We start from the raw sequence: 15,177 nt of genomic DNA on the forward strand, positions 1-15,177 counted from the left end.
ATTTTTATTTCCAAGCGGCGTTGAGGAACTTCGATGGACAAGCAAATTAAAGTAAAGAATATCCCTGTAGAGGTGAAAATCCAAAAACCGGATTTAAGCCGTCAAGATGATAGGTTCAATCCCCGAAATCGTATTTATGTGCGTGCCGTAAAAGGCCTACATCAATTACTTAGGCAGCGCATTGGCTTTTTAGGCCTACTTGCGTTTATGTTACTTCCTTGGATTAATTTTAACGGCCAGCAAGCAGTGCTGTTTGATCTAATTGGTCAAAAATACAATATTTTTGGTTTAACGCTATGGCCTCAAGATTTTACCATATTAGCGTTTATTTTTATGCTGGCAGCATTTGCGCTGTTTTTAGTGACCACCTTCTATGGACGGGTGTGGTGTGGCTACACATGTCCGCAAACTGTTTGGACCTTTATTTTTATTTGGTTTGAAGAAAAGCTTGAGGGCACGGCTAATCAGCGTAAAAAACTCGATCAAAGACCCATGAATTTTGATAAGTTTTGGCGTAAAACGGCAAAGCATACTAGTTGGGTATTGTTTTCGTTATATACCGCTATTTCTTTTGTGGGTTACTTTACGCCAATCAGAGAGTTACTTCCTGATTTTGTAACGTTTAACGTGGGTGGTTATGCACTAGTCAGTATTATTTTCTTTGCTGCGTGTACCTATGGTAATGCCGGTTGGATGCGTGAAATTATGTGTTTACACATTTGCCCTTACTCACGTTTTCAATCAGCTATGTTTGATAAAGATACATACACTGTAACGTACGACGAAAGCCGTGGTGAAAGCCGTGGTCCTCGTTCACGTAAAGTAGATCATGAAGATTTAGAGCTAGGCGACTGTATCGACTGCAACCTGTGTGTTCAAGTGTGCCCAACAGGTATTGATATTAGAAATGGGCTGCAAGCTGAGTGTATTAACTGTGGTGCATGTATTGATGCGTGTGATGGCGTAATGGATAAAATGGAATACCCGCGTGGACTTATTTCATATACGACAGAGCGAAACCTCGAAACCCCAGAAAATAAAACGAATCCACTACGAGCTAAAATCATTGGTTACACGGTCATACTTGTTGTGCTTACGGGAGCACTTGTAGCTAATATAGCGCTGCGTAAAACAATGGACTTTGATATCATTCGTGATCGAAACCAATTATATCGTGTCGATTTTGATGGTTTAGTAGAGAACACCTACACATTAAAGGTAATCAACAAGGCGCAGTACGAGCAAACTTTTAATATTAAAGTGCAAGGGTTAGATAACTTTAAGTATATTGGTAAGCAGTCATTTACTGTGCAGGCAGGGCAATCTCATAATGTGCCATTGTCGCTTGTAATGGACCCTTATGATTTGAAGGTGTCGATGACAGAGTTTAACTTTGTGCTTTCACCGGTAGATGAGCCGGATGAGACAATATCGCAGTCGAGTAACTTTTTTAAAGCGCGATAATCACAACCTACCTTAAATAGGTAAGTTGATATAGCAATTAACAAAAGCGGGTATATAACCCGCTTTTTATTTTATATAAGAAGAGTATGAGTAAATTTAGTTTTATTGACTTAACACCTGATCTAATACTCGATGCAATAGAAAGCGTAGGTGTGTACGCTGAATCTGGTTTGTTGGCACTCAATAGCTATGAAAACAGAGTGTACCAATTTAAAGCCGATGATGGCCTGCGTTACGTAGTGAAGTTTTATCGCCCAGAGCGCTGGAGTAAAGAGCAAATTCAAGAAGAGCATGACTTTGCATTTGAACTGGCAGAAGCGGAAGTGCCTGTTGTTGCCCCTATTTTATATAATGGGCAAAGCTTGTTTGAACACGAAGGTTATTTGTTTGTGTTGTTTCCAAGTGTCGGCGGGCGTTTATTTGAGGTTGATAACTTAGATCAGCTTGATGTAATGGGGCGTTTAATTGGCCGTATGCACCAAGTAGCTAAAACAAAGCCTTTTACTTATAGGCCAACAGTTACTTGCGAGGAGTATTTACATACAGCCAAAGTTCATCTTCAAAAAAGTAACTTAGTGCCTATGGGAATAAATACTGCCTTTTATACTATTTTAGATTTAGTGATAGAGCAGGCGCAAAAACAGTATAAAGATGTGCAAAGTATTCGCTTACATGGTGACTGCCACGTTGGTAATATTTTGTGGGCAGGTGATGCGCTCATGTTTGTTGATTTAGATGACAGCCGCCAAGGTCCTGCAATCCAAGATTTATGGATGATGCTCAGTGGCGATAGAGCGACGCAACTGTTACAGTTAGACACCCTTGTGAGTGCGTATGAAGAGTTTTGTGATTTTGATCACTCTCAACTCAAATTAATTGAACCGCTGCGAGCGATGCGTATTATCCATTATATGGGATGGGTAGCTAAACGATGGAGCGATCCTGCCTTTGTGCGGAACTTTACATGGTTTGCTGATGACAAATACTGGGAGCAACAAATTTTAGCACTGAAGGAGCAACTTGCAGCACTGCAAGAAGCACCGTTAAAGTTATTGCCGTAATATTTTATTTAAAGACAAGTACAACGAGATACAAATGCTTAAAAAATTAAAACTGAGTTTATTACTTTTATGTTTACCATTTGCAGCACTTGCTGCACAGTTTGAAGTTGATAATCAATACACTGTTATTGATGTAGACAAAAGTACATCACCACAAGTAACCGAGTTTTTCTCATTTTACTGTCCACATTGTTTTAAATTTGAACCAGTAGCAAAAGCAATTGAACAAGGCTTGCCAGAAGGCGCGGAGTTTATTAAAAACCACGTGAACTTTTTAGGTGGCGTGTCGCCACAAGCACAAAGTAATTTAAGCTTTGCCTACTTAATTGCTAAGCAGCATGGTCAGGCGCAGAGTATTAGCGATCAAATTTTTAAAAGTATTCATGTTCAGCGTGCTCCTTTAACTGAAATGAAAGACGTTAAAAAATTACTTGAAGTAAACGGTATTGATAGCGCAACGTTTGATCAAGAAATTGCAAGCATGCCAGTTATTTCGGCTGAGCAAGCAATGCAAAACAAACAAAATAAATATTCAAAATTAGGCGCACTTACAGGTGTACCTACTTTTATTGTTAACGATAAATATAAAATAAACCTCAACACCATCAAAAATCAAAAAGAACTTGATGAGTTAGTAGCGTTTTTATTAGCACTATAAATTTCGGAGCATAATAATGATTAAATTAGTTAAAGCAGGTTTGCTTGCAGTACTACTTCCTATGGCGGCAACAAGCTTTGCAGCAACGTATGAAGAAGGCGTGCATTACGACGTTGTTTCTGAGCGCGCAACTAAAAAGCCAGAAATTAAAGAGTTTTTCTCATTTTACTGCCCTGCATGTAATAACATGGAAGCACTAATTGGTGAGTTTAAGCCTAAGCTTGATAAAAACGTTAAATTTAAAAAGAGCCATGTTGATTTTGTAGGTGTACGCGACCCAGAAAACCAACAGATGATGAGCCAAGCACTCGCTACTGCAGAAGTGCTTCCGCAAAAAGATAAAATTGTCTCTGCAATCTTTAATCATATTCATACAAAGCGCGCTAGTTTTAATGAGCTTGCAGATGTAAAAGATATATTTGTAGCGCAGGGCGTTGATGGCGATAAGTTTGATAAGCTGTTTAAAAGCTTCTCGGTACGAACGCTGAGCTCTAAAATGAAACGCGATCAAGACTACTTTAAAGAAAAAGGCGCACTACGTGGCGTACCTACATTTATTGTAAATGGTAAGTATAAATTAAACCTAGGTCGTGAGTCGGGTATTACTGAACCAGAAGATATTAGCAAACTGATTAATTACTTAGCTAACAAGTAAGTTTAGCTAAAACTAAAAAAGCTCCTTAAGGAGCTTTTTTGCTTTATAAGGATATAGCGATGGAAAAAATATTAGTATCGAGTTGTTTGCTAGGGCAGCCTGTTCGCTACGATGGTAGAGGACACGCAATTTTGCATCCACAGCTTAATTTGTGGCAAAAACAAAATAGATTAATTGTGTTTTGTCCTGAGGTCGCTGGTGGGCTTCCTACTCCTAGAGCTCCTGCTGAAATAATACAGGGGAGTGTAGTTACTAATTTAGGGGAAGATGTAACAGAACAGTTTCAAACTGGAGCTAATATAGCGCTAGAACTCTGTAAAAAGAATCAAGTTCGTTTTGCTCTACTTAAAGAATCGAGCCCTTCTTGCGGACGAAATACAATATATGATGGAAAGCATCGCGGAGTAAAAATCGAAGGGCTAGGTTTAACTACAGCATTATTAATAAAAAATGGTATTCAAGTATTTAGTGAAGAGCAAATACCAGCACTTATAAAAGTACTGGCACTTTAATTTTGGCTGGTTATTTGCGCTGCAAGAAAACACCCGACTCAATGTGATGTGTATATGGGAACTGATCAAATATAGCAAAGCGCTTAACGTTGTGCGTACGTGTTAGGTGGTCAAGGTCACGCTCAAGGGTTTCAGGATTACACGATATATAAATTATGCTTTCGTAGTTAGCCACTAAGTCACACGTTAATTCATCCATGCCCGCGCGCGGTGGATCAACTAATATGGTTTGGCAGTCATAGCTTTTAAGGTCAATACCGTCTAAACGAGAGAAAGTACGCTCGCCATTCATTGCTTGAGTAAACTCTTCACTAGACATACGAATAATATCTAAGTTCTCTACGTTATTTTTAGCAATATTGTATTGAGCAGAATGAACAGATGATTTTGATATTTCTGTTGCTAATACTTTATTAAAACAGCCCGCTAACGCAATTGAAAAGTTACCGTTACCGCAATACAGTTCTAATAAATCATTTTTAAGTGGTTTACATAAATCTTGCGCCCACTCCAGCATATTAATATTTACTTTTGCATTAGGCTGAGTAAAGCTATTTTCTACTTGTTGATAAATAAGCTCTTGACCATTAACTGTTAAACGCTCAGTTACAAAGTCATCACCCAGCACTTCTTTTTGTTTGCGAGCACGGCCGATAAAGTCAATTTTGTATTTACTGCTTAGTTTTTCTTTAAGCGCTTTAATTTCACTTAACCATTCATCATCAAGTGGTTTGTGATAAAGCAAGCTTACTAAAATTTCACCGCTTAGCGTGGATAGGTAATCGATTTGAAATAACTTACGACGTAATATTTCACAAGGCTTAAGATTTTCAATCATCACCTGCATTATTTCACCAACTAGAGGCGCTGCTGGATCAAATGTATCAACACGGATTTTTTCTTTTGTTTGTTGATCAAACATAATGTGAAACAGATCGTCACCGTCGTGCCATACTCTAAATTCAGCACGTTGGCGGTAGTTAGTTGGCTCTGAGCTAAATACTTCTAGTTGCTCCACACCAAAACGTTGGAACTGTGCACTAATACGCTGCTCTTTTTCACTTAACTGCGTTTGGTACTGTGTGGTATCTATTTTAATAACTGCCATTAACGCTACTACCTTATCTAAGATCTGTTTATCGGCGCTATTGTAGGGAGCGCTGCGTATTTGTCTAGTTTTGGCTAGCATTTATGCTGTTTTATTGAACATTGTACTTTAGTTTTTATTGTTATAGCCGATAATAAACTACGCACGCTTAGGAGACTAATCATGAAAATAGGTAATTATGGCTTTACGCCAAACAACAACATCAATAAATTCAATAATAAAGCTGATATACAGCAACCTACAATTACGTCTCCTCAAGATAGCTATCAACAACGAGGCCGAGAGTTGGCCGCAAAGGTGCTTGGCGATAAAATGGCTGAGCAGCTTGGGTTGCCTATCGCAGAAAAAAAAGCAGATAAACCACTATTTGATTTTGATGAAATAGTAAAAAACGTACTCGATTTTGTAAGTAGTGCTGTTAATAAAGCAAAAGCTAACGGCGCTGATGACGAAAAGCTCAAAGATATGTTAGGCGACGCGCGCAAAGGAGTCCAAATAGGGATTGACGACGCTGTTGATGAACTCAAAGGTACAGGCGTATTTAATGATGACATGGAAGAGGGGATTAATAAGTCCAAAGAGGGGATTTACAATGGGCTCGATAAGTTTGAAGAGTCGTTATTTAACCCACAACCTGCCAGCGTAAATATAAGCCAGGCTCAATATGTCAGTATGACGAGTAATGCAGAGTATAAATTTACTACCGCAGAAGGCGATGAGGTAAGTATTAGCTTTGCAGATGCATTTGAATCTCAATCGGCAAGTGGCTATCAGCAAAACAGTAATAGTGAGTCGTTTACAAGCTCATCATCGCAATCTCGACAGGTATCATTTTCGATATCGGTAAATGGTGACTTAAATGAGCAAGAGCAAGAAGCTATTAATGCAATGATGGAAGACTTACAGGATTTAAGTAAAACCTTTTTTGGTGGTGATTTAGATGAAGCATTTGAACAAGCGCAAGAGCTGAGTTTAGACAGCGATCAGCTGGTGGCTTTTTCTATGGATTTACGCCAAACAAAAACAATAGCAACAGTTAAAAGCTATGAAGAATATAAACCAGCACCAGAAAAACACGTAGTAGAGGGTTTAGCCCCTTTTAATGACGATCTTAAAAATGCTTTTGAAAAAGCGGGTGAACTTGGATTACAAAATCAACTAGGTGGCATTCTACAATGGTTAAATCAAGATCAGGAACAAATAGATAAGTTAGTAGATTATACAAAGTCTATGTTCGAAAACCTTAATCAATTAAATTCAGCGGCCGATGATCTTGTCGATTTAGAAACCACACAAAGCTAAACTACTTTCTTTTATAAATACCCCATGGCAAACTGCCGTTCTTAAAGTAAAGTGGGAACGGTAGTTTGTCAGCGCATATAATGGTCTTTGATTCAGGTATTGGTGGAACTACTGTACTTGAGCATATAAAGCAAAGTATCCCCAATGCTCAGTACAGCTATTTTATGGATAATGCATTCCTACCTTATGGTGCTCAATCCCAACAAACAATAATCAACCGATTGTGCTCACTTATTCATTTCATCAAAGCTAATACGCTTAATGTTGATTTAATTGTAATAGCGTGTAATACCGCTTCTACATCTGCACTTAGTGCTGTTCGCCAAATGACAGATATTCCTATAGTAGGTGTTGTGCCAGCAATAAAGCCTGCGGCAGAGTTAACACGTTCAAATCATATTGGCTTATTAGCCACACCGGCAACGGTCGCCAGTTCATACACTAAAACATTAATTGCTGAACATGCACGTAATGTAATCGTTAATCTATATAGCAGTGTTGAGTTAGTAACTTTAGCTGAGCAATACTTTTTTACAGAGTCTTTGGATACAAACAAGTTGCATCAAGTGCTTGATGACCTACATATAGATAAAACTATAGATGTACTTGTATTAGGATGTACGCACTTTCCAATATTAGCAGAGCCTATTAGTCAGTATTTTGAAGGGAATGTAAAATTACTTGATTCAGGTGTAGCGATAGCAAACAGAGTCAACTACCTACTTAACCAACTTAACTTGTGTGTAAATAAACTAACAGACATAAAAAAGCCGCTGCAATATTATGCAACGGCTGATGTGTTTAGCAATAAGCTAGCGGTAAAGCTAGTTACACTGACTGATCCGTCTCAGTACGTAGAGCATTAGAATCATCTTCTTGTTTTTGTTTTGCTTCACGTACCTTTAAAGTACGTTGTTGGAACTCGCTATCGTTCAAGTTAGCAATTGCATTGTCTGCATCAGCTTGCGCCATTTCAACAAAACCAAAGCCACGACGCTTGCCAGTATTCTTATCCTTTAATAAACGAACATTGAATACTTTGCCTTGTTCTTCAAATAATGCACGAACCACACCTTCGTTTGCACGATAAGGAAGGTTACCAACATAAAGCGTTTTTGTTTTAACTTCAGCTTCTTCAGTCACATCAGATGACATTGCAGCAATAGCAATCGCACCTATTAATAAACCAGCACCAAATAGTAATGCAGGGTTTAAAGCTAAGCCGCCTAAAGCGAACTCAACAACAACAAAACCAACTACAGCAAGAATAACAGAGAAGATAAAAGATTTTTGATCGGGTAATTTCATTTTAGATCTACCAATAAACAGGAAATAAACATTAATTTAACATTGTGAACTTGCTATCTTAACGTCTAAATCAAACATAGCAATGATATTTGTATTAAATAATAAATAAGAGCACAAAAAAGCATCATCTTAGGAAGGTTTTCATATGGTTTTACATGGTTTTGTTCTATTTTTGTTCGAACAGTAAAAAGATCTAAAAAAAGGGTTGATCTGTTTTCGGATCTCCCTATAATGCGACCCCACTGAGACGGGAAACGCCAACGCATAGCGAGGCACGAACTACTCAGAGAGTTAAATAAAACTTCGGTTTTAAATTATCTAAAAAAGAAAGTTTAAAACTAAGTGTTGACTCGAAAAATAAAGGGTGTATTATTCGCATCCCTTGAGACGCTAAAGCGACTCAAAACGTTCTTTAACAATATAAAGCAATCATCTGTGTGGGCACTCGTACAGATTGAGTTCTAACAGCCAACCTACTTATTCTTTATGGGTAATTAGCGAGGCAAAAAAATTAGAGTCTCAATTGAAAACTGAGTGACCAACAAAAAAGGGTTGATCTGTTTTCGGATCTCCCTATAATGCGACCCCACTGAGACGGGAAACGCCAACGCATAGCGAGGCACGAACAACTCAGGGTGTTAAGTAAAACTTAGTTTGAATCTTTTTAGAAAGTTTAAATTTAAGTGTTGACAAAAAAATAGGAAAGCGTAATATGCGCAGCCCTAGCGAGATAAAGTTTAACTTTATAATTGCAACGTTCTTTAACAATATAAAGCAATCATCTGTGTGGGCACTCGTACAGATTGAGTTCTAACAGCCAACCTACTTACTCTTTATGAGTAATTAGCGAGGCAAACAAATTTAGAGTCTCAATTGAAAACTGAGTGACCAACAGAATAGTTATTTCGGTAATTATTCGGCACAGTCAATTCAATATCGAAAGATATTAAAATAAATTCAGAATTCATTGAGCTGTCGAAAGACATAAAACTTTTTAATTGAAGAGTTTGATCATGGCTCAGATTGAACGCTGGCGGCAGGCCTAACACATGCAAGTCGAGCGGTAACAGAAAGTAGCTTGCTACTTTGCTGACGAGCGGCGGACGGGGGAGTAATGCTTGGGAACATGCCTTGAGGTGGGGGACAACAGTTGGAAACGACTGCTAATACCGCATAATGTCTACGGACCAAAGGGGGCTTCGGCTCTCGCCTTTAGATTGGCCCAAGTGGGATTAGCTAGTTGGTGAGGTAATGGCTCACCAAGGCGACGATCCCTAGCTGGTTTGAGAGGATGATCAGCCACACTGGGACTGAGACACGGCCCAGACTCCTACGGGAGGCAGCAGTGGGGAATATTGCACAATGGGCGCAAGCCTGATGCAGCCATGCCGCGTGTGTGAAGAAGGCCTTCGGGTTGTAAAGCACTTTCAGTCAGGAGGAAAGCGTGGTGGTTAATACCCATCATGTGTGACGTTACTGACAGAAGAAGCACCGGCTAACTCCGTGCCAGCAGCCGCGGTAATACGGAGGGTGCGAGCGTTAATCGGAATTACTGGGCGTAAAGCGTACGCAGGCGGTTTGTTAAGCGAGATGTGAAAGCCCCGGGCTCAACCTGGGAACTGCATTTCGAACTGGCAAACTAGAGTGTGATAGAGGGTGGTAGAATTTCAGGTGTAGCGGTGAAATGCGTAGAGATCTGAAGGAATACCGATGGCGAAGGCAGCCACCTGGGTCAACACTGACGCTCATGTACGAAAGCGTGGGGAGCAAACGGGATTAGATACCCCGGTAGTCCACGCCGTAAACGATGTCTACTAGAAGCTCGGAGCCTCGGTTCTGTTTTTCAAAGCTAACGCATTAAGTAGACCGCCTGGGGAGTACGGCCGCAAGGTTAAAACTCAAATGAATTGACGGGGGCCCGCACAAGCGGTGGAGCATGTGGTTTAATTCGATGCAACGCGAAGAACCTTACCTACACTTGACATACAGAGAACTTACCAGAGATGGTTTGGTGCCTTCGGGAACTCTGATACAGGTGCTGCATGGCTGTCGTCAGCTCGTGTTGTGAGATGTTGGGTTAAGTCCCGCAACGAGCGCAACCCCTATCCTTAGTTGCTAGCAGGTAATGCTGAGAACTCTAAGGAGACTGCCGGTGATAAACCGGAGGAAGGTGGGGACGACGTCAAGTCATCATGGCCCTTACGTGTAGGGCTACACACGTGCTACAATGGCGCATACAGAGTGCTGCGAACTCGCGAGAGTAAGCGAATCACTTAAAGTGCGTCGTAGTCCGGATTGGAGTCTGCAACTCGACTCCATGAAGTCGGAATCGCTAGTAATCGCGTATCAGAATGACGCGGTGAATACGTTCCCGGGCCTTGTACACACCGCCCGTCACACCATGGGAGTGGGTTGCTCCAGAAGTAGATAGTCTAACCCTCGGGAGGACGTTTACCACGGAGTGATTCATGACTGGGGTGAAGTCGTAACAAGGTAGCCCTAGGGGAACCTGGGGCTGGATCACCTCCTTATACGATTTAGAACTTATTTGTTCGTAGTGTCCACACAGATGATTGTTAATTAGTGCTTGTCCCTTTGGGATGACTAATTAATATGCTCTTTAAAAATTTGGAAAAGCTGATAATAAAATTCTGATAGATACATTGTATTTATCAAGAGTTTTCAAAAGTAAAAAAAGAATGGTAGCAGTACCATTCAGTGCCATTTAGTTAACTCTTATGAGTTGATTGATTGGTATCTACTTTAGTATTCAATATTGACTTCTGGCGAAGTTAAACTGTCACAAAACAAAGACCCGTTTGGGTTGTATGGTTAAGTGACTAAGCGTACACGGTGGATGCCTTGGCAGTTGGAGGCGATGAAGGACGTATTAACTTGCGATAAGCTTAGTCAAGCTAGTAAAAAGCGCTTGAGACTAAGATTTCCGAATGGGGAAACCCACCTGCTTGCAGGTATCGTTAACTGAATACATAGGTTAACGAGGCGAACGCGGAGAACTGAAACATCTAAGTACCCGTAGGAAAAGAAATCAACCGAGATTCCGAAAGTAGCGGCGAGCGAAATCGGAACAGCCCTTAAGCTTATTATGTGTTAATGGAAGGCTGCTGGAAAGCGCCACGATACAGGGTGATAGTCCCGTACATGAAAAGACATTTTAAGTGAAATCGAGTAGGTCGGAGCACGTGAAACTTTGACTGAATATAGGTGGACCATCATCTAAGGCTAAATACTCCCAACTGACCGATAGTGAACCAGTACCGTGAGGGAAAGGCGAAAAGAACCCCTGTGAGGGGAGTGAAATAGAACCTGAAACCGTGTACGTACAAGCAGTAGGAGCCCACTTGTTGGGTGACTGCGTACCTTTTGTATAATGGGTCAGCGACTTATATTTTGTAGCGAGGTTAACCGAATAGGGTAGCCGTAGGGAAACCGAGTCTTAACTGGGCGAATAGTTGCAAGGTATAGACCCGAAACCCGGTGATCTAGCCATGGGCAGGTTGAAGGTTGAGTAACATCAACTGGAGGACCGAACCCACTAACGTTGAAAAGTTAGGGGATGACCTGTGGCTAGGAGTGAAAGGCTAATCAAACCGGGAGATAGCTGGTTCTCCCCGAAATCTATTTAGGTAGAGCCTCGGACGAATACTTACGGGGGTAGAGCACTGTTAAGGCTAGGGGGTCATCCCGACTTACCAACCCTTTGCAAACTCCGAATACCGTAAAGTAATATCCGGGAGACACACGGCGGGTGCTAACGTCCGTCGTGAAGAGGGAAACAACCCAGACCGCCAGCTAAGGTCCCAAAGTCATAGTTAAGTGGGAAACGATGTGGAAAGGCCCAGACAGCCAGGAGGTTGGCTTAGAAGCAGCCATCCTTTAAAGAAAGCGTAATAGCTCACTGGTCGAGTCGGTCTGCGCGGAAGATGTAACGGGGCTAAACTATGCACCGAAGCTGCGGATTCAGAATTTATTCTGAGTGGTAGGGGAGCGTTCTGTAAGCCGTTGAAGGTGACCCGGGAGGGTGCGAATGCTGACATGAGTAACGATAATGGGAGTGAAAAACTCCCACGCCGGAAGACCAAGGGTTCCTATCCCATGTTAATCAGGGTAGGGTAAGTCGACCCCTAAGGCGAGGCCGAAAGGCGTAGTCGATGGGAAACAGATTAATATTTCTGTACTCGATATAATTGCGATGGGGGGACGGAGCAGGCTAAGCAAGCATAGCGTTGGTAGTCTATGTGAAAGTGAGTAGGGCGTTTGTTTAGGTAAATCCGGACAAACATTAAACCTGAGACACGAGACGAGTCACTACGGTGATGAAGTTGCTGATGCCATACTTCCAGGAAAAGCCTCTAAGCTTCAGATTATATGGAATCGTACCCCAAACCGACACAGGTGGTCAGGTAGAGAATACTAAGGCGCTTGAGAGAACTCGGGTGAAGGAACTAGGCAAAATCGTACCGTAACTTCGGGAGAAGGTACGCTCCTATCTGTGATGAGACTTGCTCTCTAAGCGGACGGGAGCCGCAGTGACCAGGTGGCTGGGACTGTTTATTAAAAACACAGCACTGTGCAAAATCGCAAGATGACGTATACGGTGTGACACCTGCCCGGTGCCGGAAGGTTAATTGATGGGGTTATCCTTAGGGAGAAGCTCTTGATCGAAGCCCCGGTAAACGGCGGCCGTAACTATAACGGTCCTAAGGTAGCGAAATTCCTTGTCGGGTAAGTTCCGACCTGCACGAATGGTGTAACCATGGCCACGCTGTCTCCACCCGAGACTCAGTGAAATTGAAATCGCAGTGAAGATGCTGTGTACCCGCGGCTAGACGGAAAGACCCCGTGAACCTTTACTACAGCTTGGCACTGAACATTGAACCTACATGTGTAGGATAGGTGGGAGACTTTGAAGCAGCGACGCTAGTTGTTGTGGAGTCAACCTTGAAATACCACCCTTGTAGTTTTGATGTTCTAACGTTGGCCCCTGAATCGGGGTTACGGACAGTGCCTGGTGGGTAGTTTGACTGGGGCGGTCTCCTCCTAAAGAGTAACGGAGGAGCACGAAGGTTGGCTAAGTACGGTCGGACATCGTACGGTTAGTGTAATGGTAGAAGCCAGCTTAACTGCGAGACAGACACGTCGAGCAGGTACGAAAGTAGGTCATAGTGATCCGGTGGTTCTGAATGGAAGGGCCATCGCTCAACGGATAAAAGGTACTCCGGGGATAACAGGCTGATACCGCCCAAGAGTTCATATCGACGGCGGTGTTTGGCACCTCGATGTCGGCTCATCACATCCTGGGGCTGAAGTCGGTCCCAAGGGTATGGCTGTTCGCCATTTAAAGTGGTACGCGAGCTGGGTTTAGAACGTCGTGAGACAGTTCGGTCCCTATCTGCCGTGGGCGTTTGAGAATTGAGAGGGGTTGCTCCTAGTACGAGAGGACCGGAGTGAACGAACCGCTGGTGTTCGGGTTGTCATGCCAATGGCATTGCCCGGTAGCTACGTTCGGAACTGATAAGCGCTGAAAGCATCTAAGCGCGAAGCAGGCCTCGAGATGAGTTCTCACTAGACTTTTAAAGTCTCTGAAGGGCCGTTGAAGACTACAACGTTGATAGGCAAGATGTGGAAGTGGTGTGAGCCATTAAGCTAACTTGTACTAATTACCCGTGAGGCTTAACCATACAACGCCAAACGCGTTTTATGTGATAGTGAAACAAGCGAAGAAGTTAATATGACTAAAGTAGATATTACTTAAGAAAGACTTAAAAAATATTATCAGATATTTTCCAAATTCAGTTAATGCGTAGCGATACGAATTAACGCCCTAATTTGCTTGGTGACAATAGCGTTTTGGACCCACCTGATTCCATGCCGAACTCAGTAGTGAAACGAAACAGCGCCGATGATAGTGTAGCATTTGCTATGTGAAAGTAGGACATTACCAGGCTTCAAATTGTAGAAAGCCCGAATCTAACGATTCGGGCTTTTTTACGTCTGCAAAAAAGTGATTCAGGGATTCCTCTAGAGCGAAGGACTTCTTAGTAAATCATTTATATCGATCAGCAATAATATTTAATCAATTTGAGGGATTAAATCTGACGCTAACTGCGTTAAAAGCCTCATATATGAAACAACTGAATAACGAATTTTTTGCCCTTCTTTTATCGACTCCGCTTAGTTATTGCTCTAATCTCAATTTATGATCTGTTCAATTATGTAGTTTATAAAATGTGACAGAGCTCGTTTAGATAAAAATAGAATAATAAGGGTTTAATAATGAGTGAAATTGATAATCATCCACATGGCATTTTTTGTTGGTCAGAACTTTGTACACACAATTGGAAAGAAGGTAAGACGTTTTATACATCATTATTTGATTGGGGGTATGACGATCAACCTATTGGGGAGGACATATATTACACCATGCTACAAAAGCAAGCTGGTGATATAGCCGCTATGTATGAAATGCCTAAAGAGCAAATTAGTGAAGGGATCCCAAGTCATTGGTTGGCTTACATTGCCGTCGACAATGTTGATGATTGTGCGCTAAAAGCTAAAGAACTAGGTGCTGAAGTTATTGCCGGTCCTCATGATGTTATGAATGCAGGACGAATGTTGATGCTAAAAGATCCTGTAGGTGCCACTGTTGCACTATGGCAGGGGAATGAGCATAAAGGTTGTAAGCACTTAGGTGAATTAAACACGCCTTATTGGCATGAGTTAGCAACCAGAAATAGTAAAGTAAGTAGAGATTTTTACTGTGCTTTACTAGGCTGGGAAAGTGAAATAAAGCCAATGGAAGGTATGAACTACACTTTATTTTTAGTAGGTGGACACCCAATTGCCGGTATGCTTGAGATGACAAGCGATTGGCCTGAAGATATTCCTGCTCATTGGATGATTTATTTTGCAGTAGAGAGCTGCGATACAGCAGTAAATAAAGCCGCTAGCCTAGGTGGACAAGTATGTGTTCCTGCAACAGATATCCCCGATGTTGGTCGTTTTAGTGTTATATGCGACCCTCAAGGTGCTGTATTTTCGGTGATCGAATCTGTTATAGATGACGTTTAAACAGTTACATTAGCTTT

Annotated in this window: 10 protein-coding genes and 3 rRNA genes; 11 read left to right on the forward strand and 2 right to left on the reverse strand. The window is 41.7% G+C overall.

Annotated elements, in window-relative coordinates; genetic code table 11:
* Window positions 1–33: 33 nt before the first annotated feature.
* From ccoG to PARC_RS01545, 5 genes are all read left to right on the forward strand, one after another.
* Window positions 34–1,464: a cytochrome c oxidase accessory protein CcoG gene (ccoG, locus tag PARC_RS01525; RefSeq protein WP_007586568.1), complete on the forward strand. Its 1,431-nt coding sequence runs from the start codon at window positions 34–36 to the stop codon at window positions 1,462–1,464.
* A gap of 86 nt (window positions 1,465–1,550) precedes the next feature.
* Window positions 1,551–2,525, forward strand: coding sequence for a serine/threonine protein kinase (locus PARC_RS01530; protein WP_010555410.1), 975 nt, complete (start codon window positions 1,551–1,553; stop codon window positions 2,523–2,525).
* Window positions 2,526–2,559: 34 nt separating this feature from the next.
* Window positions 2,560–3,183 carry a thiol:disulfide interchange protein DsbA/DsbL gene (locus PARC_RS01535; protein WP_007586563.1) on the forward strand — a complete coding sequence of 208 codons (624 nt, stop codon included), beginning with the start codon at window positions 2,560–2,562 and terminating at the stop codon, window positions 3,181–3,183.
* 16 nt (window positions 3,184–3,199) lie between these two features.
* Window positions 3,200–3,838, forward strand: coding sequence for a thiol:disulfide interchange protein DsbA/DsbL (locus PARC_RS01540; RefSeq protein WP_010555409.1), 639 nt, complete (start codon window positions 3,200–3,202; stop codon window positions 3,836–3,838).
* A 59-nt stretch (window positions 3,839–3,897) separates the two neighbouring features.
* Window positions 3,898–4,350 (forward strand): 2-thiouracil desulfurase family protein, encoded by a 453-nt coding sequence (locus PARC_RS01545; protein WP_010555408.1) that lies wholly within the window; start codon window positions 3,898–3,900, stop codon window positions 4,348–4,350.
* A gap of 10 nt (window positions 4,351–4,360) precedes the next feature.
* Here the strand turns inward: PARC_RS01545 and trmA are convergent, their stop codons facing one another.
* Entirely contained in the window at window positions 4,361–5,458 is a 1,098-nt protein-coding gene (trmA, locus tag PARC_RS01550) for a tRNA (uridine(54)-C5)-methyltransferase TrmA (protein ID WP_010555407.1), read from the reverse strand.
* Window positions 5,459–5,620: 162 nt separating this feature from the next.
* On the opposite strand from trmA, the gene PARC_RS01555 reads away from it, so the two are divergent.
* Entirely contained in the window at window positions 5,621–6,760 is a 1,140-nt protein-coding gene (locus PARC_RS01555) for a DUF5610 domain-containing protein (RefSeq protein WP_010555406.1), read from the forward strand.
* 65 nt (window positions 6,761–6,825) lie between these two features.
* The gene (gene murI / locus PARC_RS01560) at window positions 6,826–7,626 is read left to right on the forward strand and encodes a glutamate racemase (protein ID WP_010555405.1); all 801 of its coding nucleotides are present in this window, start codon (window positions 6,826–6,828) and stop codon (window positions 7,624–7,626) included.
* Here murI and PARC_RS01565 read toward each other — a convergent pair.
* Window positions 7,589–8,068: an RNA recognition motif domain-containing protein gene (locus PARC_RS01565; RefSeq protein ID WP_007582860.1), complete on the reverse strand. Its 480-nt coding sequence runs from the start codon at window positions 8,066–8,068 to the stop codon at window positions 7,589–7,591. The two genes, murI and PARC_RS01565, sit on opposite strands and share 38 nt — an antisense overlap.
* A 995-nt stretch (window positions 8,069–9,063) precedes the next feature.
* Here PARC_RS01565 and PARC_RS01570 point away from each other — a divergent pair.
* The 4 genes from PARC_RS01570 (at window position 9,064) to PARC_RS01585 (ending at window position 15,160) form a co-directional block, all read left to right on the forward strand.
* Window positions 9,064–10,599: ribosomal RNA gene (locus tag PARC_RS01570) — 16S ribosomal RNA — on the forward strand.
* Window positions 10,600–10,898: 299 nt separating this feature from the next.
* Window positions 10,899–13,770 (forward strand): 23S ribosomal RNA (locus tag PARC_RS01575).
* A 151-nt stretch (window positions 13,771–13,921) separates the two neighbouring features.
* Window positions 13,922–14,036 (forward strand): 5S ribosomal RNA (gene rrf, locus PARC_RS01580).
* Together the 16S, 23S and 5S rRNA genes form the textbook arrangement of a ribosomal RNA operon.
* A gap of 329 nt (window positions 14,037–14,365) precedes the next feature.
* Window positions 14,366–15,160 carry a VOC family protein gene (locus tag PARC_RS01585; RefSeq protein ID WP_010553842.1) on the forward strand — a complete coding sequence of 265 codons (795 nt, stop codon included), beginning with the start codon at window positions 14,366–14,368 and terminating at the stop codon, window positions 15,158–15,160.
* Window positions 15,161–15,177: the final 17 nt, after the last annotated feature.

The organism is Pseudoalteromonas arctica A 37-1-2, from assembly GCF_000238395.3.
Lineage (GTDB): Bacteria > Pseudomonadota > Gammaproteobacteria > Enterobacterales > Alteromonadaceae > Pseudoalteromonas > Pseudoalteromonas arctica.